Consider the following 18396-nt stretch of genomic DNA (forward strand, 5'->3'; position numbering starts at 1 on the left):
ACTTTGCTTTTAGCCTGGGCCTTTGAGAAACTAAAAAAGTTTATGCATAATATGACAAAACCCTCCTAATGTCTAGAAGGGTTCTATGGAGCTGGAAACGTGACTTGAACACGCGACCTGCTCATTACGAATGAGCTGCTCTACCAACTGAGCTATTCCAGCATATATTAAATTTTTCTGTTAGCTTATTTGATCCGCCGCCGTGTCGCTTTATCAACAACCCACGACCTGCTCATATACGGTCAGAAATATAGTCGCCTTGCTCGGCTGTCGCTGTCGCAATTCTCCTTATTTCTTCCCTTCGCAAGCTCCCTTCATCTGCCTCTGGCAGCGGTCGCTTGCTCAGCAAATGAGCTGCTCTACCAACTGAGCCATATCAGCACATCAGACCTAAGTATTATACACCAAAACCACACATTTGTCAACATCAATTCAAGATTTTTTTCAAAGCTTTGCAAAATCCCTATCAAATAGTCATATCATATGTAGCTTGTGAGTATAATGTATGAAATAAATACGTTTTCTTTCTACATCGTTATTTTGCACAATAAAAAAACGCTGAAATATGCTTAAACGTTTCAAAATATCTTCGCAAACACCGAATATTCCAACTTTTCCGATCAAATGACTATCATATTTTCATATCAAGACAATATTTTAACTATATCATATGTCACAACACACTTTTCAACAATTATTATTCGAAAACGTTTAATGAATAAAGTTCTTTAATGGTTTTTGTAATTTCACATAACATAATTGTACACAAAAGAAATGTTTATATACATTTTTCACATACCACACAGCCTGGTTTCATATACCCCTCAGAAAACGCAGTGCATTTTCGCAGCTTTTTGATTAGCCTGTCAGTTTCTTTGTAACAAATCGATTACAATTATCCAAATGGCATTGTTAAAATGCACAAAAGTAAAGTTGAAAAATTGGCTAAACCTCCATAATTTATTACAGAGGGCATAAAAATGTGAAAAAAGACTTGAAATTATGCCGAGAATATTGTATATTTTTATTAACGGAAACGTTTGAAATAAGTTTTCACGGAAAACATCAAGCGTAAACGTTTAAAATCTACGGAAAGGCGGAAATATCATTGGTTTCCTTAAAAGACATTTCCGTTCGTTGCGGAGTATCCGTCGCAACCGTAAGCAAAGCCCTCAACGGCCATAAGGACGTAAGCGAGGCAACAAGAGAAAGACTTATGAAAGCCGCCAAAGAAATGGGCTACTTCCCAAATTCTCAGGCAAGAGCTTTAAAGACCAACAGGACCTATAATCTCGGGGTCATGTATCTCGACGAAGCAGGAAGCGGTCTTACCCATGAGTTTTTCGCAAAGGTGCTTGACAGCTTTAAGACTACGGCTGAAGCAGCAGGATATGATATAACCTTTATAAATAGAGATGTGGGCAAGCAGAAAATGTCTACATACGAACATTGCAAATACCGCAATGTTGACGGTGTTATCATTGCCTGTACGGATTTTACGTCGCAGGACGTGTACGAGGTGATAAACGGAGATATACCAGTGGTCACGATCGACCACATCTTCGATTGCAGAACAGCGATCATGTCCAATAATGAAAAAGGTATGGAAGAGCTTATCAACTATGTGACGAAGATGGGGCATAGGAAGATCGCTTTTATCCAGGGCAACAGATCGGCAGTAGCCGAAAGACGTCTGGCAGGCTTCTATAAAGCTTGTATGACAAGAGGAATTTCAGTTGATCCCGATTGGATACTTAACGGTGATTATCACAACCCTGATCTGACTTATAAGCTGACAAAAGAACTTCTTAGCAGAGAGAACAAACCGACCTGCGTTTTCATGCCCGATGATTATTCAGCAATGGGAGCTTTCAATGCAGTCAAGGAAATGGGTCTTTCAGTACCGGAGGATATCTCGATAGTGGGCTACGACGGAATAGCTTATTCACAGCTTCTCTCTCCAAAGCTTACGACTTATCTTCAGGACACAGACCTTATCGGTGTAACAGCCGCAAAACAGCTGGTATCACTGATAGAAAACCCACAGACCACCTTTAAAGAGGTGATAACAGTCGACGGAAAGCTGCTGGAAGGCGGTTCGGTAAGCGACATCAATTAATTCAAGGCATTAATTTTCCGCAGAAATGCTGCGGAGCAAATCAAATAAACTAATGCGATTTTAAGGAGGAAAATTATTATGGCAAATCTTAAGAAAGTACTTGCAGGTTCATTGAGCCTCTGTCTGGCAGCTTCAATGTTCACAGCTTGCGGCAACACAGATTCATCTTCAACATCTGACAAGAATGGCGGCAGCACATCAAAGGCTGGCAACAACACAGGCATCAACAACAGCTCTGACAGAGTAAACACAGCTGAGCTTCACGGTGTGGATTCATCAGAGGATTCAAAGAAGACTCTTACAATTTACTGCTGGAACACAGAGTTCAAGTCAAGACTTGATAAGTACTATCCACAGGGTACATCAAACGAGCTTACATACAACGAGCTTGCTGATGGTTCTAAGGAGATCGCAACTATCAACGGCGTTAAGCTGAACTGGGTACAGGTTGAAAACGAAGGTAACGCTTACCAGACAAAGCTGGACGAGGCTCTTAAGGGTCAGCAGGACAGCACAGAGAAGGTAGATATGTTCCTTATGGAAGCTGACTACGCTCTGAAGTATGCTAACGGCGACGTTGCACTTTCTATTCAGGACCTCGGCATCACAGACGACGATATGTCACAGATGTATCAGTACACAAAGGACGTTGCAACAGATACAAAGACAGGCGAGCTGAAGGGTGTATCATGGCAGGCAACTCCAGGTCTGTTCCTCTACAACACAAAGATCGCTGAGGACGTTCTCGGCACAAGCGATCCAGAGAAGGTTCAGGAAGCTGTTAAGGATTGGGATACATTCACAGCAACAGCTCAGAAGATGGCTGACAAGGGCTACAAGATGGTATCTGGTTTCGATGATACATACAGATGCTTCTCAAACAATATGTCTAGCCCATGGGTAACAGACAACAAGATCACAATTGACCCACAGATCAAGGCTTGGGCTGACCAGACTAAGGAATACACAGACAAGGGCTACAACAACAAGACTTCCCTTTGGGACGATGCTTGGGCTGCTGGCCAGAAGATCGACGGTGGCGTATTCGGCTACTTCTTCTCAACATGGGGCATTCCTTTCACACTTCTTCCAAACACAGTTGACGAAGAGATCAAGGCTGATGGTTCAAACGCTAAGGAAGGCAACGGCGGTTATGGTCTCTGGAAGGCTTGCTCAGGCCCACAGGCTTACTACTGGGGCGGTACATGGATCTGCGGCGCTATCGACTCCGATAACCAGGATATCGTTGCTGATATCATGAAGGTTATGACTTGCAACAAGGACGTAGCTAAGGCTATCACTGAGGGCGAGCAGGACTACACAAACAACAAGGCTGCTATCAAGGAGCTTATCGACGGCGGTTATACAAACGCATTCCTCGGCGGACAGGATCACCTTGCACTTCTTACAGAAGCTGCTGATAAGATCTCCCTCGAGAACAAGCTTTCTGCTTATGACCAGGGCTGCAACGAGAAATTCCAGGGTGCTATGAAGGACTACTTCCTCGGCACAGTTGATTCATATGAGGCTGCTCTTGAGAACTTCAAGAAGAACATCACAGACCTCTATGGTAACCTTACTTGCGATTTCTAATCGTATAAAAAAACAGTATCTAATTAAATATAGGGGGTGGAGGTTATCCCCCCCTATTATTTATTAATCTCACGAAAGGAATAGGTATACTTATATGAAGAGAAAAAGCATAAGCTATGCCAAGTGGGGATATGTTTTCCTTATCCCATTCTTTGTAGTTTACATCATCTTCTCACTATATCCTCTGTTCCAGACTTTCTATTACAGCTTTACAGACTATGTTAAGGATCAGGGCTCTATCGGCGGTGGTTGGACAAGACAGGCTGTCGAAGTAACACCGACATTCTGCGGTTTCGATAACTATTCAACTATATTCACATCAGGAAGTGATCTGCTTCAGTCATTCTGGAATACGATCATCATGTGGATAGTAGGATTTATCCCACAGATCGTTATCTCTCTTATCCTTGCAGTATGGTTCACTGACCTTCGTCTTAAGATAAAGGCTCAGGGATTCTTCAAGGCTGTTATCTATCTTCCAAACGTAATCATGGCATCTGCTTTTGCATTTCTGTTCTACAGCTTGTTCAGCAGAGGCGGCGCTATCTATGATCTTATCAAGGTACCACTCCTTGAAAGCGTTTGGGGATCAAGAGGTATAGTTGGACTCATCAACTTCATACTTTGGTATGGTAATACAACAATTCTTCTTATGGCTGCTATCATGGGTGTTGATACATCACTCTATGAGTCAGCACAGATCGACGGTGCAACTTCCAGCCAGACATTCTGGAAGATCACAATTCCGCTCATCAAGCCTATCATGTCATATGTTCTTGTAACATCACTCATCGGTGGACTTCAGATGTACGACGTACCTGCCCTCCTCACAAAGGATATGGGTAACCCTAACGGAAAACTTAAGACCGTCGTAATGATAATCCAGGCAAATAAGCAGGGCGACATCGGTAAGGCGTCTGCACTCTGCGTAATAATCTTTATCGTTTCCGCTATTATCGGACTTGCACTTATGTTTGCATCTGCTGACCATGACGGAAAGAAGAAAAAGAAGAAAAGGGGGTAAGCTGAAATGCCAAGAAGTACTGAAATAGTTGGTGAAAAGACAAATAGTACTGGTCTTATCATACATAGGATAATAGCTTATGTTGTCCTTGTTCTTTTGGTCGTTGTTTCACTTTTCCCATTCTATCTTTTGATAATCAACGCAACACGAGGCAGATCACAGGCAGGTATCAGATGGTATCCTGACCACTTCCTCGCAACAAACTTCAAGAACCTTTTCAGCGGTTCAACAGCCGTAGCATACGGAAGCGTATGGCGTTCACTGGCTAACTCACTGTTCATATCAGCTTGTGCTTCATTGCTCAGCGTATACTTCTCAGCACTGACAGCATATGCAACACACGTTTACCAGTTCAAGCTGAGAAAGTTCGCAGATATGTTCATTCTCATCGTAATGATGGTTCCAACACAGGCTTCAGCTATCGGTTTCTACCAGTTCATGAACAAACTCGGCTGGACAGATACTTATATTCCGCTGATCATTCCTGCTGTCGCAGCACCAGCTACATACTACTTCATGAAGCAGTATATGGCGTCTGCACTTCCGCTTGAGATCGTAGAAGCCGCCCGTATCGACGGCTGCGGAGAGTTCAAGACCTTCAACAAGATCGTTACTCCTATCCTCAAGCCTGCATTCGCAGTTCAGATCATCTTTACATTCGTAACAAACTGGAACAACTACTTTATGCCAAGACTTATTCTTACATCAAAGAGTAAGTACACAATCCCTCTGGTACTCAACGCAATGCGTTATGCAGGACCACAGGAGAAGGACGTGGGAATGTTCAGCTTGTACATCGTACTTGCTATCCTCCCTGTAGTAATTGTTTACCTTTGTCTTTCAAAGTTCATCATTCGTGGTGTTGCTCTGGGAAGCGTAAAGGGTTAATACGAAGCTTCAAACAGCGTACAGTTTTTCTGTACGCTGTTTTTTTTTTCTATTCATTCCTTACTTCTCTTGCCTATTCACATAAAAGCTTCGTTTGCATACCTTTGCTATTGACCGTTATCTCCATTCTGCTCACTCTTTTTCCATTTACGCCATATCCATTACAAATTATTTTATCCGTGATATCCTCGCCGCAATACCCCTCATAAGTGATATGCTCCACCAAATACTCCCTCTCTGCAAACTCTATCCTATCTTTAAGACCGACAACTACATTATTGAGCCACTGCTTATCAAGACCATAATACTTCTCCCTCGTGATACCATGTGGTATAGTTTTACCGCTTGAATAGCTATATCCATACTCCCCGTCCACGTTTTTCATATATATCTTCGACAGCATCGTTCTCGTATCAAGCTGTTTTCCGTATTCAATAATACGCTGAGTACCGATATTCACCGAAAGGATACTCAGCGACACATTGACCTGCCTGTCCCCTCTGATATATGCACGCCTGCCGTAAGCCTTGACCGCATATACGCCGATAGCCTCCCACAGTGTAGACTTCTCTTTGATGTTCACATAGTTCACAGTTTTAGTTCCACTCTCGTAGGTTATCTCGCTTGAGGGGCTATAGCTCTTCATAATATTTGTCAAACTCACCTTAGACCATACCCCGGGTTCAGGCTCGTTCTGCCCCAGCATAAGTGTTATCCCACGGCTTATAAGTTCAAGAACAGTTTTTCCGCCTCTCACCCTTGTTCTGATGTAATCCGCAGGACCGTAGTGCATACGCCTGCTGCCTATATAAAGTGCCACACGCCTGATATTGTTAAGATTTATGCTGTTATTCAGAACGACAGACGCTTTAAGTTCACTGTATGGCGTATAGCGGTCTTTCACAAGCCTTGCTGAAACAATGTTTCTATAGTCCAAATTACCACTGCCAATAAGTTCAAACCTGATGTATATCTTCGCCATTATTCCGCCCCCCTAAGCTTTATCATAAGGCTTCCGATCATCCTGTCAGGCTGAAAATCCATTTCTATCTCTGAGAGTATGTATCCGCTGTATAAGACCCCGTCTGCCGTGAAATTGATCGTCTTTCCTCCGTTCTCGCTTAGAGCAGCCCAAGCGTAAGCCTTGTCCGACGGAGCGATCCTGCCGCTGAACTGAAATATCTCCGCCGCCTTGCCTGAGATATTTCGCAAAATACCATTCACAGCCTTTGTTTCCTCCTGAATGTAACCTCCGCTTCGCTTAACTCCGTCCATGTAAAATGACCGTGTGCCAATGTCAAGCTTTATCTTTCTCTTTTTACTCACTTATATCCTCCTCACTGCAAATGCCGATACTAAGCTCTGCCTGCCTTTCGAGCCTGTGAAGGGGCAATGTCTGAACTGCGCCTCCAAGCTTTGCGCTCTTAACATTCAGAACCTCGCTTTTTGCAAGCTCCGCCATAACGCTTTCACACTTTTCCTGAAGCTCCTCCATGTCATCATATTTTCCTGCCTTGCCCATGAGCCGCAGGTCGATATGACATATATACTCAGTGTAAAGCTTTTTGCCGCCCTGCCCAATGACTTCATCGACCACATCATAGCCTTTAAGTCCATAGAAGCCAATTGCTTCCCCACTGTGCAATAGACTGTCAGCCGATGTGTATTCACCCATTGCAGTAAAGCCTGCTCCGTCAAGTATCTTTTTTATCTCTGCCGCCATTTCTGTCCAAACTGTCATGGCTCGTCCTCCTTCCTAATATGCGATAACGGCATTGAATACAAAGCCGTCCTTTGAGAAAAATCTTTCCGCCCTTGAAACTGCGCTGTCACGAAGCTCTCTTGCCGCCTTTATCCTGTTCTCCTCGTCAAAAGCCTCCACCGCCTTGCCCTGTGCCGTAAACATGACCTTGTATTCAGCGGCTTTCAGACAAATAAATCTGTAAAAGACCTCCGCTGCCGCCGCAAATTCGCATATAGCCGTCCCACCCTCAGCGACCATTCGCTCCTGGTCAACAGCCTTTTCCATTTCGTCAGCACACACCGTTATAAGCCCTGCATACACCTCAGCCGACGTGCTGTCAAGTCCGCTTAGCTCCATGAAATTGCTCTTTACATTGTCTTTGCTTATTGCCATTTTCCTGCTCCTTTCAAAAAATATACCCGCCCACCGTCCCTTTTTTTCATTATCCTCTCAGCTTACTTTGTTGTTTTCAGCGTCTTTACAGCACCGCTCGTAAGTACAGAGAAACCTGCAAGCACTGAGCAAACGATCTCGTTGCACTGATTAGTAATAAGCTTATCGTAGTCCACGATAACATCTCCTCCAAGCACCATTTCAACAGCACTGCTCTGGTCGATGCCCACAGCAATACCGCCTGTGAGCTGAGGGCATTTTACAAGCGTTACACCATATGGCGTCTGAACTGTGCCGCCTGCCATATAGTCGCCAATGCAGTATTTCATCTCGTCCATAGCAAGGATCTTAGCCATAACAGCAGGAGTACAGATCATGGTCGTCATGTTAAACTCGCCCATGGAAGCCCAAAAAGCCGCCAGATCAGCGTAAGTAAGCTCACTGCCAATAAGAGTCTGAGCTGTAATACCTCTTGTTATCTCAGTCATAGCAAAGCTGTTCACATCTCTGCTTATAGTCGCTCCAAGGTTTCTCAGCACCACGCCGAAAGCCTCAAGCTTCTGCTTCCTTACAGACTCAAAAGAACAGTTAAGACGTCTTGCAAACTTTGTGAGAGTCTTACTGTTGGTGCTAAGTCTGACAGTTGTCATAGGCACATTTCCACCCTCTGCCACAACGTCAGTTGAACCTGACTTTGTAACGTTCAGACCTCTGAAATCCACTCCGTCAGTGTATGAAACAGCCGCCGCTACCTTGCCCATGATAGAAGCCTCGTCCATGCCCTGCTTGACAGTGCGTCTTATGTACTCAGGAAAAAGCACTGCCGACTCAGTGGAAATGAAGAATTTTTCCACTCTGTCAGAATTTGCACCCTTTACCTTGATGTCAAAACGCTTGAGCTGTCTTTCAAAAGCGTCAAGACCTTTAAGCTCGGTGTTCTCATAGTTTGCGTCAGGATCAAGCTCAGCCAGCGCCTGTGTGAATGTCTTGCCTGTGATAGAATAAAGTCCCTTTTCAAGTTTGATATTGTTGTACATATTATTTTCTCCTTTTCGATAATTAAATTTGTCCGATTTTTTTGTACTGATTTTCGTATCATCGAAAACCATTTGTCTTTTCGGGTGAACACTGTTCGCCCCTACAGTGATGATATCACATTCTGGCATTTAAGCCCCTATCTCCACATTGTCATCGCCCCCTTTCACATCTGTCCCTTACATCTTGTAATCCCCCGTGATAAAGCTCTCCCTTTCGGCTTTGTAGACCTCCTCATTCTCAGCCGCCTGCTTTTCAAGCCTGCCACGGAAGTCAATAAGCTCCGTAACTGTCATAAGCTCCGCAAGTTCTTTCACACGCTTTGCACTCATAAAAGGCTTGCAGAAATAGCTGAGCCTTAAAACGTCCTTTTCAAAAGCTTCCCTCGCAAGGGCAAGCTCATAGCTCTTGTCGGTGCTTTCCTGTTTCTCCTTTAAGGCAAAACGCTTCGTTACCCCTGCATTCACCTGTGCAGGCACTGCCACGAACGACCACTCGTAAGCGTCAAGCGGCTCGTCAAGAATGTGATAACACAGCTTACCGCCGTATTCACCGCCCTTTTCATGGTCACAGCCGCCCTTGTACATATCCGCTCCGCATACAGAGCAAAGCTTCTTTTTCATGGTGCAGCTAACGGATACCTCTTTCTTTATTCCGCCCTGGATCTCGCTTATAAGGTCGCCGTTAGAAGCAGTTCGCACCATGTAAGCCTTTGCCATAAGCCTGCGGTAGACCTCTCCGTCTGTCGTAGTTTTCTCAGGCAGAGTTTCCACCCAAGTGTCGAATATTCTGGCAGTCTGCTTTGAGCTTTTAGGGTCATGGTCGAAAATACCCGTTCTGCCCTTAAAAAGCTCCGCAAGCTTCTCCAAAGCGCCTGATGAAAACTTTTCACCATCTCTGTCAATGTCATTGTCACAAAGCGCCACCCTGAAAACAAAGACCTTGTCCTCCGTGAGCGGCTCTCTCGCATAGCCGTTTATCTTTTCAAGCTCCTCGCCTGATACTGTTTCGCTCATTGCATTTCCTCCTTTTTTCTCTCGTTCTCTACCCTTTCGTTTTCAAGCTCCGCCGCCTTAGCCTGCGCATTGTAAAGCCTTGACTTCGCCAACGCTTCCTCGTCCTGAAGATTTATGTTGTCCCACTCTATCTCCACCCCACAAGCATATCCGTTAAGCCTTAAAAACGCCTCGCATATCTCTCTGAGTATAGGTTCAAGCAGTCTGCGGTAATATTCAAGCTCGCTTGTGAGGATATCCGATTGCTGTGCAGACATTCGCTCAGTGGTTGACCAGTTCAGCCCAAGCAAAAACGGTGGTATTGAAAGCTTCGCTACAAGCTGTTCCATAAGCTGTCTGACAGGTATCTCCGTGTCTATCATCTGATTGTCAGCGCCTATGACCTTTATGTCCACATCGCCCACAGCTACAAAATCCTGCACCGAGCCGTTTCGTGAAGCCCTCATGCCTCTGCTCCATTCCTGAGCTATCTGCTCTGCACGCTCCTTGGCTCTCGCCCTGTCGCTCTCCCCCTCAGGGTGATAAGTCACCGCATATCGTACATTTCCTACCCTGTCGAAGTTCTGCCCCATGCACTCGTAAATTCGCATAAGTATCTCGCTCAGCGCAGGCAATCCACGGAGTATAGACACTCCGTCAGGGTGCTTAGGACTAGGATTGAGCGCCGTGTAAAGCAGTTTTTCAGGACTTCTTACCGGTATCTCCTCACCGCTTCCCATGTAAAAAATACGTTTTTCAAAAGCGTTCCTGCCCTCACGCACTCTGTACAAAGTCGGGTCGCCAACATATATCCCCTTGACCTTGCCTGTCCTGTGATCTGCATATATCCTGCCTATCGCCTTGCCATATGTAAGCAGTGAATCCAGATACATATCCGCAAAAGTGTAAATGGACTTTCCCGACACCCCCACGGAAACCTCTCTGCAAAACCTGTCAAGCTCCACCTGCGCCCTCTCGTCGCAAGCCGTAACCTTAAAGCCCCCTGTGAGCCTTATTATCTTGCCGAAACAAGCGTCGATAACAGGAACGTTCGCCCTGAGTGCGTCATAAAGCTCCTGCTGAAAAACCCCCTCAGGCGCAAGCCTGTAATGAAACCCCGACTCTCTGTCAGAGCCTGCCGTGTTCGGCACAAATTCACGGACCTTCTTTCTGAAAATACTCATTTTCTCTCCTTTCTTTATGTACGTTTTTTTGTACTAATGCTCAACTGTCAGTACAAAAAAGTCGTCCTTTTCACGTCCCAGACATTCTGCTGCAAAGTATCTCATATCGTCCATGGCGTGATCGTTCTCTTTCACAGGTGCGTCCTTTCCTGCCTTATCGTCCCAGCGGTAAAGATTTATCTCACGAAGCGTATCACGACACCTGCGGTTTATCCTTATCCTGCCGTCCTTTATGCAGTCCGACACAAGCCTGACACCCGAAACAACGTCGTTCTTTGCAGGCTGAACAGTGAATTTTCCATGCCTGCGTATGCACTGTATGAACGAAGCCGCCGAGGGGTCGCAAATGACCTTTTCGATGCAAAGCCCGTCGGCAAGCTCTTCAAGCCCCTTGTAATGCTCCTCGTCAGTTTTCTGCATACCTTCACGGCGAGAATCATAGTAATACTCCCTGAGTCTGTACCATACTCCGCCACTCTCGCCCCAAAGCCCGAAGCTTGAAGGATTTACAGTGCCGTAATCACAGCTTATTACATACCGCTCGCACTGTATATCCCCCTCAAAGACGTTTTTCTCCTCGTCGAACATAGGGTAAACAAGCCCCTCTGCCGCCGTCCATTTGCCAAGCACAAAACGCTCATAAAACGTCCCCGTATATATCCTGTGATAGCGTTCTATCACCGCCCGGTCAAGGGTCGGATTGTCCTCCAGCACAAAATGTCTGTAGATAAGTCGTTTTTCCTCCGCCTTGTCTATCCACTCTTTCTTGAACCAGTGGTAAGGATTGTCAGGATTGCAGTTGAACCACAGCTTGCTCCCCGCCACCGAACACCTTGCCACAGCCTGCTCTATAAAGCTTCTGGGCATAAGAGCCGCCTCGTCAAGAAGCACCCCCGCAAGGGTCACGCCCTGGATAAGAGAGGGCGAGCCTTCGTCCCTGCCGCCAAAGTAGTAAAACCTGTTTTTCCTGCCGCAGAAGCTCACGTCCATATAGTTCTTTGACGTGACCTCCACAGCCGTCATGCCCATGGCTTTCATATACTCCCTGAGCGCAGGCAGGATATTCCTTTTCAGCGACACGATAGTTTTTGAGCATAGCCCAAAAATGCACTCGTCAAAATTAGTCATCGCCCATGTCATAAAAGACGCCGACAAACAAAAGGTCTTGCCCGATCTGACCGCACCGTCACAGATTATCCCGTCGTAATCACTAAGCTCCCGTGCCGTCCACCATCTGAAAACAAACCTCTGATTTTCCGACAGCCTTGTTATTTTCACAAGCTATCACCGTCCCTGCCGTAAATGCTCTCGATAAGTCGCTTCGACTCACCGCCGCCGTCAAGCTGAGGCGCAAGCTCCCCAAGCTTTTCCAAGGCTTTCTGCCTGTCAAAAAACTTGATCTCCAAAACGTTCTTTCCGCTGATCTTTATCTCACTCACATTGAAAAGATCCATGCCCATGATGTCCCTTGCCGTCATGTTCTCAGCGTCAAAAACAAGCTTTACAGCGTCATTCACCGCCCCGAAAGCTATCCTGTTAAGCCCTCGCTTCACATAAGAAAGGGTGTCGCTGTCAGCCTCCTCCAGCTTTTTAAGCTCCGCCTCCGTTTCTGCCGAGTGCAGAAGCTCAAGCCCCCTGTCCTCAGCCTCCTCCGCCCTTGCACCGGTGTGCAAAGCCGCTTCACGAAGATTTCTCAGATAGAAGAAAAATCTCGCAAATCTTTTCTGTTCGCCTGCCATATCGTTCCTCCTTTTTTAATTTCTGCGAAAGATGTACCACCGTATCTTAACGGCTCTCAAAAAACATCTCTCACTTATCCCGAAAAACGCCCCTTTTGTTGCATAAAAAATGCAACAATTGCAGAAATGTTGTCAAATTAAATCATTTATCATTTGTTTGCATAAATCGTCCTGCCCAAAACTGTGCAAAAGCCACATACTTTCATGAACAGAAAAACTATTGGTAAAAAAGAAATACTTTTATTTTTTAGGACGTTTCGTACCCTTACTGCACCTTATTTCAGACAAATATGTAAGTCATGCGAAACTTTCAATATACCTTATGAAAAAAAGTATATATTACTTGACAAAAGCCGAAAAAATAGTACAATAGTAAGTGTATGACACAAATTTGAAGAACAACGCAGGAGGTAAAAATATGAAAATGAGAGGTATCTATTCCTCAGTAACAGATATCAGACGAAAAGTCTTTACAGAGGTGGCAAGACTTGCCTATGAAGAGGGCGATTATGCCGAAAAAATCGCAGAGCTTCCTTATAAGATAGTACCGGGAAGCAAGGCTGTTTACCGTGAGTCTATCTTCCTTGAAAGAGCTATCGTTGAAGAAAGGCTCCGTCTTGCTATCGGTCTGCCCCTAAGACCGATCGAGGAGCATAAGTCTGTGGCTGACGGCATTGAAGAAAGTGCGATCGCAGAAAAGTATTACGATCCACCGCTTGTAAACATAATCAAGTTTGCCTGCAACGGCTGTCCTGAAACTCATTATCATGTTACCGACTGCTGTCAGGGCTGTCTTGCGCACCCATGTCAGGAAGTCTGTCCAAAGGGTGCCATAACCATCAAGCATGGCAAGTCAGTAATAGATCAGTCTAAGTGTATAAAGTGCGGCAGATGTCAGAGCGTCTGTCCATACAATGCAATAAACAAAATGGAAAGACCATGCGCAAGAGCCTGCGGCATGGACGCTATCGGCTCAGACGAAGAGGGCAAGGCAAAAATAGATTATGACAAGTGCGTATCCTGCGGAATGTGTCTTGTAAACTGTCCATTCGGCGCTATCGTAGACAAGGGACAGATATTCCAGCTTATAACAGCAATGAAGAAAAAGAAGAAGGTCATCGCTATCGTAGCACCTGCATTTGTAGGTCAGTTCGGACCAAAAGCAAGCCCTGAGAAGCTCACAGCGGCAATGAATAAGCTTGGCTTTGCAGACGTGGTCGAGGTAGCAATAGGTGCAGACCTTTGTTCCATCGAGGAAGCAAAGGACTTCATGAGAGAAGTTCCTGAACATCAGCCATTCATGGCGACATCATGCTGTCCTGCATGGTCAGTAATGGCGAAGAAGCTTTTCCCTACCCTTGCCCCATACATTTCAATGGCTTTGACCCCAATGGTACTTACAGCAAGAATGCTCAAAAAGGACGATCCTGACGCTTGTATCGCATTTATCGGACCATGTGCGGCAAAGAAGCTTGAAGCTTCAAGACGTACTATCCGCAGCGACGTAGACTTTGTGCTTACCTTTGAGGAACTCATGGGAATGTTCAATGCCAAGGGTGTAACATTTGAAGACATTACAGATGAAGAAAAGGTAGATCTTTGCGAGGGTACAGGTGACGGACGTGGCTTTGCAGTAAGCGGCGGCGTAGCAAAGGCAGTAGCAGACGTTATCCACAAGCTTGACCCAGAGCGTGAGGTCAAGGTAGTATCAGCGCAGGGACTTAAAGACTGCCGCAAGCTTCTCACACTTGCGAAAGCGGGCAAATATGACGGCTATCTTCTCGAGGGCATGGCTTGTCCGGGCGGCTGTGTAGCAGGTGCAGGAACGCTTCAGGCGGTAGAAAAGAGCACAGCGCTTGTAAACAAATATGTAAAGGACGCACCTTTACAGAACTCTCTCGACTCCAAATACGAGATCAATCTTGATCTTATCACCGAGTCGCATGATGACAAATAAGAGATAGAATTGAAACGGGCAGCGTTATGCTGTCCGTTTTTTTGTACTGTCACTCGCCGTGACGGGCATTTTACGCCATACATTGTGGTATAAAACACTTTTTCACCGCTTTTTGAATTCGTATAGAATACTACACATTGCAATTATCACACACCCCCTGATACCCCCACAAACGGCAGTAGGGGCGAACAGTGTTCGCCCGTCGAAGAAACAAGCCCACGATTATATCATTGTTGGATAGAACTGAAAACTATCCAATCACATCTTCAGGGTAGCGACGCAATATTCTCCACACGGCACGTCTACACAACATTGTGATAAATTCAAACCTTGCCGTTCCCCTAAACGGGACGTCGAGAGCGCCGTCCCCTACAATGCTGAATTTACAGCAATTTCTGAGCATGGGCGAACGCTGTTCGCCCCTACAAATATTCGTGCAAGTTTCTGTCACCGCAAAATCGTTTCGCTCGGTACTTTATTTTACTTCATGCTTGTAATTTTCTTTGGATTGCTATGCCAATTCCTCATTCCTCACTCCTCACTCCTCACTTAAACTCCCCTCCCCCCTTGATTTTTCCCGTAATATGTAGTATAATAAATGAAATAGTGCATAATAACAGAAAAATTCTTACAGAGAGGATCTTTATAAAATGGAAATAATCAATAAGTCCGATGAAAAACTCCTTGCAGAATATGAACAGTTCGCAAGCACCAGCAAATACGGCAATTTCATGCAATCCCTCAAATGGCCGAAGGTAAAGGACAACTGGGGCTGGGACGCTGTTATCTCCCGTGACGCTGACGGCAATATCCGTGGAACTTGCCTTATCATAATCAAAAAAGTGCCTATTTTCGGTGTTACTTTTATGTATGCCCCTCATGGCCCTGTTTGCGACTGGTCTGATAAAGAGATCATGACCGACCTTTTCGAGGGCGTAAAGGTGCTTGCAAAGAAATACAAATGCTACCAGTTTATGTGGGACCCTTGTTTCGAGGAGGGCGACGACAAGTGTACAAAGCTTATCGAGGACATGGGCTTCAAGCACATACACAAGGCGGCTGAGCTGACCACTATTCAGGCTCGTAATAACTATATGCTCAGAAATATCGAGGGCAAGACCCCTGACGAGGTCATGGCGACTTTCAAACCTGACTGGAGAAACCGTATCAGAAAAGCCCCTAGAAAGGGCGTTTACTGCAAGGCTTGCGGCACTGAGGCTCTTGACGATTTCTACCCTCTCATGCAGGCAACAGGTATCAGAGATGGCTTCTCTATCCGTTCAAAGGAGTATTTTGTAAAAATGCTCAATGGTCTTGGTCCTGAACACTGCCGACTTTTCATGTGCTATGTTGACGAGGACGGCAAGCAGATACCGTTGTCAGGTGCAGTAACAACACAGTATGCAGGCAAGACCTGCTATGTTTACGGTGCTTCCGCAAACCACCACAGAAACCTCTACCCTAACTATCTCATGCAGTGGACGATGATAAACTGGGCTTTGGAGGGCAAAAACTATATCTATGATTTTCAGGGCATACCATTCTACAACGATGAAACAAACCCTAACTACGGCGTATACAAGTTCAAAAAGGGCTTTAACGGCGAGGTCGTTACCTATGAGGGCGAATTTTTCTACATTTTCAAGCCTTTCATGAAGAAAGTCGTAGACTTCTGTGAAAAGATAGTTATGGATAGACACGAACGCAAAAGACAGAAGCTTCTCAAAAACAGAAATAAGGATATGCAGTAGACGGCAATAGATTAAATTTAAAAATTTTTGAACAGTTTATACATTTTTACCCATTCTTTACACAGACAACATTTGATTTTTACTTATATGTGATATGATTTACAAAGAGGTGAGCAAGGTGCATAAAGGCGTTATAAGGACCTTGTGGCTCATTGCCGCATTGAGCCTGGTGCTGAGTTATGCTGTGATGTGCATTGCATGGCTTTCAAAGGGCTGCCGCTATGGAGCGCAGTTTTGCATAAACGTTTTTATGAGAGCGCTTCCTCTTTGTCTTATATTCCTGTGCATCGTCGAGCTTGCAGGGCTTTTCATATGGGTCTTCAAAATAAAAAAGCTCGAAAGGCTCTACGCTAAAAAGGGCGGCTGTGACGAATATTTTGAGCTTCTTGAAAAATATCTTCTCAGACAGAACAAAGATAAGGGTCATGGACTTTTGAAGCTTGCCGCTGTTTACATTTCAGAAAAACGCTTTGAAAACTGTTTTCTCACACTTGACCGTATAGCTTTTGATAAGCTTACCCCCTCAGATCAGAACAAGTATTTTGAACTGCTTCTTTACGGCAGACTCATGTCAGGTGATATTTCTCAGGCAAACGAGATATTTGTTTCGGCAGAGCATTACTTCAAGCGAGGTCTTCTCGATAAACGCAATGGGCAAATGCTTTTCACCATTGGTCTGCTAGAATATTTCAACGAACGCTTTGAAGCAGCGGTGAAGTTTTTTGACAGCGCAGAGAAAAGCCGTGACGCTGACAAGACGCTTCGGTGCAACTGTGAGCTTTACAAGGGCGAGTGTTTTCTCGCTCAGGGTGATGTGAGATCGGCAAAGGCTTCGGCTGAAAAAAGTGCGGCGCTCGTTAGTGACGATAAGCAGGAAGCACAGCTTGGAAATCTGATGACACAGGTAGAAAAAGCTTACATCAGAACAAAAGAAAAGTCTGCTGATACAAAAGCAGACAACACCACGGAAGGAGGATATGCCTTTTAAGGCATAGAAACAAGTATGATAATAAACGCACTCAGAGGCTTTTGCATGGCTCTTGCGGACAGCGTTCCGGGAGTTTCAGGCGGAACTATAGCGTTCCTGCTGGGCTTTTATGACAGCTTCATAAATTCCCTTAACGACATAATGGGACGTGACAATGCAAAGCGTAAAAAAGCATTTTTCTTTCTTATAAAGCTTGGTGTGGGCTGGGTGATCGGTATGCTTCTTGCAGTAAGCGTTCTTGCCAACGTGTTTGAAAGCGGAATCTACAAGGTAAGCTCGCTGTTTCTGGGCTTTATCATTCTGGCGATACCGGTCATGATAATGGAAGAAAAAGAGAGCATTAAGGGCAAATATTACAACATCGTATGGGCTGTTATCGGCATTGCTATCGTTGTGGGCATTTCCCTTATAAATCCCTCCGGCAGCGGTGCTGACGTTTCTCACATGAATATAGGCACAGTGATATTCGTTGTTCTTGCAGGAATGTGCGCAATATCTGCAATGGTGCTTCCTGGCATTTCAGGCTCCACCATACTTCTCACATTCGGTCTTTATATGCCTGTTATCACGGGAATAAAAGAGTTTCTTCATCTGAATTTCGAGTATTTCGGACTGCTCTGCTCTTTGGGTATCGGCATTATCCTTGGGGTGTTCATTACACTCAGGCTTATCAAAAAGGCTCTTGAAAAGTTCAGAAGCCAGACTATCTATTGCGTTATCGGCATGATGATAGGTTCACTGTACGCCATAGTTATAGGTCCTACAACGCTTAAAGAGCCGAAAAACCCTATGTCCTTCGGCACATTCAGCATCGTATTTTTTATCATCGGTGCGGCGATCGTGTTCGGTATTCAGGTAGCAAAGAGCGTGTATGACAAGAAACAGCTTGCAAAGGCTGAAGAAAAGATAGAAGAAGAATAAATATTATATCAAAACGAACGAATATATAAAAAGGCTCAATTTCTGCATCATAGAAATTGAGCCTT

At 45.1% G+C, this 18396-nt stretch carries 17 protein-coding genes and 1 tRNA gene; 8 read left to right on the top strand and 10 right to left on the bottom strand.

Annotated elements, in window-relative coordinates; genetic code table 11:
* Positions 1 to 86 precede the first annotated feature (86 nt).
* Positions 87 to 162, bottom strand: a tRNA-Thr gene (locus QVO88_RS05560).
* A 946-nt stretch (positions 163 to 1108) separates the two neighbouring features.
* Here QVO88_RS05560 and QVO88_RS05565 point away from each other — a divergent pair.
* The 4 genes from QVO88_RS05565 (at position 1109) to QVO88_RS05580 (ending at position 5624) form a co-directional block, all read left to right on the top strand.
* The gene (locus tag QVO88_RS05565) at positions 1109 to 2119 is read left to right on the top strand and encodes a LacI family DNA-binding transcriptional regulator (protein WP_022287525.1); all 1011 of its coding nucleotides are present in this window, start codon (positions 1109 to 1111) and stop codon (positions 2117 to 2119) included.
* Positions 2120 to 2197: 78 nt separating this feature from the next.
* Positions 2198 to 3712, top strand: a complete 1515-nt coding sequence (locus tag QVO88_RS05570; protein ID WP_022287526.1) for a hypothetical protein — start codon at positions 2198 to 2200, stop codon at positions 3710 to 3712.
* Positions 3713 to 3806: 94 nt separating this feature from the next.
* Positions 3807 to 4736: a carbohydrate ABC transporter permease gene (locus QVO88_RS05575; protein ID WP_022287527.1), complete on the top strand. Its 930-nt coding sequence runs from the start codon at positions 3807 to 3809 to the stop codon at positions 4734 to 4736.
* A gap of 6 nt (positions 4737 to 4742) precedes the next feature.
* Positions 4743 to 5624, top strand: a complete 882-nt coding sequence (locus tag QVO88_RS05580) for a carbohydrate ABC transporter permease (protein ID WP_022287528.1) — start codon at positions 4743 to 4745, stop codon at positions 5622 to 5624.
* 73 nt (positions 5625 to 5697) lie between these two features.
* Here QVO88_RS05580 and QVO88_RS05585 read toward each other — a convergent pair whose 3' ends face one another.
* The 9 genes from QVO88_RS05585 to QVO88_RS05625 all read right to left on the bottom strand — a co-directional run bounded on the left by QVO88_RS05585 (position 5698) and on the right by QVO88_RS05625 (position 12714).
* Positions 5698 to 6606, bottom strand: a complete 909-nt coding sequence (locus QVO88_RS05585) for a hypothetical protein (protein WP_022287529.1) — start codon at positions 6604 to 6606, stop codon at positions 5698 to 5700.
* A complete protein-coding gene (locus tag QVO88_RS05590; RefSeq protein WP_022287530.1) occupies positions 6606 to 6950 on the bottom strand; it encodes a hypothetical protein in 345 nt (114 codons plus the stop codon). The genes QVO88_RS05585 and QVO88_RS05590 overlap by 1 nt, the downstream gene beginning before the upstream one ends.
* Entirely contained in the window at positions 6943 to 7365 is a 423-nt protein-coding gene (locus QVO88_RS05595) for a hypothetical protein (protein ID WP_022287531.1), read from the bottom strand. Before QVO88_RS05595 ends, QVO88_RS05590 begins: the two co-directional genes overlap by 8 nt.
* A gap of 15 nt (positions 7366 to 7380) precedes the next feature.
* The gene (locus QVO88_RS05600) at positions 7381 to 7761 is read right to left on the bottom strand and encodes a hypothetical protein (protein ID WP_022287532.1); all 381 of its coding nucleotides are present in this window, start codon (positions 7759 to 7761) and stop codon (positions 7381 to 7383) included.
* Positions 7762 to 7823: 62 nt separating this feature from the next.
* Entirely contained in the window at positions 7824 to 8798 is a 975-nt protein-coding gene (locus QVO88_RS05605) for a hypothetical protein (protein WP_022287533.1), read from the bottom strand.
* 177 nt (positions 8799 to 8975) lie between these two features.
* A complete protein-coding gene (locus QVO88_RS05610) occupies positions 8976 to 9812 on the bottom strand; it encodes a hypothetical protein (protein ID WP_022287534.1) in 837 nt (278 codons plus the stop codon).
* Positions 9809 to 10975, bottom strand: a complete 1167-nt coding sequence (locus tag QVO88_RS05615; RefSeq protein ID WP_022287535.1) for a phage portal protein — start codon at positions 10973 to 10975, stop codon at positions 9809 to 9811. Before QVO88_RS05615 ends, QVO88_RS05610 begins: the two co-directional genes overlap by 4 nt.
* A 33-nt stretch (positions 10976 to 11008) precedes the next feature.
* A complete protein-coding gene (locus tag QVO88_RS05620) occupies positions 11009 to 12253 on the bottom strand; it encodes a PBSX family phage terminase large subunit (protein ID WP_022287536.1) in 1245 nt (414 codons plus the stop codon).
* Positions 12250 to 12714: a terminase small subunit gene (locus tag QVO88_RS05625; protein ID WP_022287537.1), complete on the bottom strand. Its 465-nt coding sequence runs from the start codon at positions 12712 to 12714 to the stop codon at positions 12250 to 12252. Before QVO88_RS05625 ends, QVO88_RS05620 begins: the two co-directional genes overlap by 4 nt.
* Before the next feature lie 424 nt (positions 12715 to 13138).
* Between QVO88_RS05625 and QVO88_RS05630 the strand changes: the two genes are divergently transcribed.
* From QVO88_RS05630 to QVO88_RS05645, 4 genes are all read left to right on the top strand, one after another.
* Positions 13139 to 14671: a 4Fe-4S dicluster domain-containing protein gene (locus tag QVO88_RS05630; protein WP_265290955.1), complete on the top strand. Its 1533-nt coding sequence runs from the start codon at positions 13139 to 13141 to the stop codon at positions 14669 to 14671.
* Between the two features lie 650 nt (positions 14672 to 15321).
* Positions 15322 to 16422: a peptidoglycan bridge formation glycyltransferase FemA/FemB family protein gene (locus tag QVO88_RS05635; protein WP_022287539.1), complete on the top strand. Its 1101-nt coding sequence runs from the start codon at positions 15322 to 15324 to the stop codon at positions 16420 to 16422.
* A 94-nt stretch (positions 16423 to 16516) separates the two neighbouring features.
* A complete protein-coding gene (locus QVO88_RS05640; RefSeq protein WP_288177805.1) occupies positions 16517 to 17410 on the top strand; it encodes a hypothetical protein in 894 nt (297 codons plus the stop codon).
* Between the two features lie 15 nt (positions 17411 to 17425).
* Positions 17426 to 18331, top strand: a complete 906-nt coding sequence (locus QVO88_RS05645; protein WP_369678564.1) for a DUF368 domain-containing protein — start codon at positions 17426 to 17428, stop codon at positions 18329 to 18331.
* Positions 18332 to 18396 lie beyond the last annotated feature (65 nt).

The sequence above is a fragment of the Ruminococcus sp. CAG:57 genome (genome assembly GCF_000435935.1).
In the GTDB taxonomy this organism is placed as follows: domain Bacteria; phylum Bacillota; class Clostridia; order Oscillospirales; family Ruminococcaceae; genus Hominimerdicola; species Hominimerdicola aceti.

Bases quoted from the DNA above. Each gene is read 5' to 3' on its own strand.
- QVO88_RS05585 (WP_022287529.1), bottom strand. From the start codon at position 6,606: ATGGCGAAGATATACATCAGGTTTGAACTTATTGGCAGTGGTAATTTG.
- QVO88_RS05575 (WP_022287527.1), top strand. From the start codon at position 3,807: ATGAAGAGAAAAAGCATAAGCTATGCCAAGTGGGGATATGTTTTCCTT.
- QVO88_RS05635 (WP_022287539.1), top strand. From the start codon at position 15,322: ATGGAAATAATCAATAAGTCCGATGAAAAACTCCTTGCAGAATATGAA.
- QVO88_RS05600 (WP_022287532.1), bottom strand. From the start codon at position 7,761: ATGGCAATAAGCAAAGACAATGTAAAGAGCAATTTCATGGAGCTAAGC.
- QVO88_RS05610 (WP_022287534.1), bottom strand. From the start codon at position 9,812: ATGAGCGAAACAGTATCAGGCGAGGAGCTTGAAAAGATAAACGGCTAT.
- QVO88_RS05640 (WP_288177805.1), top strand. From the start codon at position 16,517: ATGATTTACAAAGAGGTGAGCAAGGTGCATAAAGGCGTTATAAGGACC.
- QVO88_RS05625 (WP_022287537.1), bottom strand. From the start codon at position 12,714: ATGGCAGGCGAACAGAAAAGATTTGCGAGATTTTTCTTCTATCTGAGA.
- QVO88_RS05630 (WP_265290955.1), top strand. From the start codon at position 13,139: ATGAGAGGTATCTATTCCTCAGTAACAGATATCAGACGAAAAGTCTTT.
- QVO88_RS05580 (WP_022287528.1), top strand. From the start codon at position 4,743: ATGCCAAGAAGTACTGAAATAGTTGGTGAAAAGACAAATAGTACTGGT.
- QVO88_RS05595 (WP_022287531.1), bottom strand. From the start codon at position 7,365: ATGACAGTTTGGACAGAAATGGCGGCAGAGATAAAAAAGATACTTGAC.
- QVO88_RS05570 (WP_022287526.1), top strand. From the start codon at position 2,198: ATGGCAAATCTTAAGAAAGTACTTGCAGGTTCATTGAGCCTCTGTCTG.
- QVO88_RS05605 (WP_022287533.1), bottom strand. From the start codon at position 8,798: ATGTACAACAATATCAAACTTGAAAAGGGACTTTATTCTATCACAGGC.
- QVO88_RS05615 (WP_022287535.1), bottom strand. From the start codon at position 10,975: ATGAGTATTTTCAGAAAGAAGGTCCGTGAATTTGTGCCGAACACGGCA.
- QVO88_RS05645 (WP_369678564.1), top strand. From the start codon at position 17,426: ATGATAATAAACGCACTCAGAGGCTTTTGCATGGCTCTTGCGGACAGC.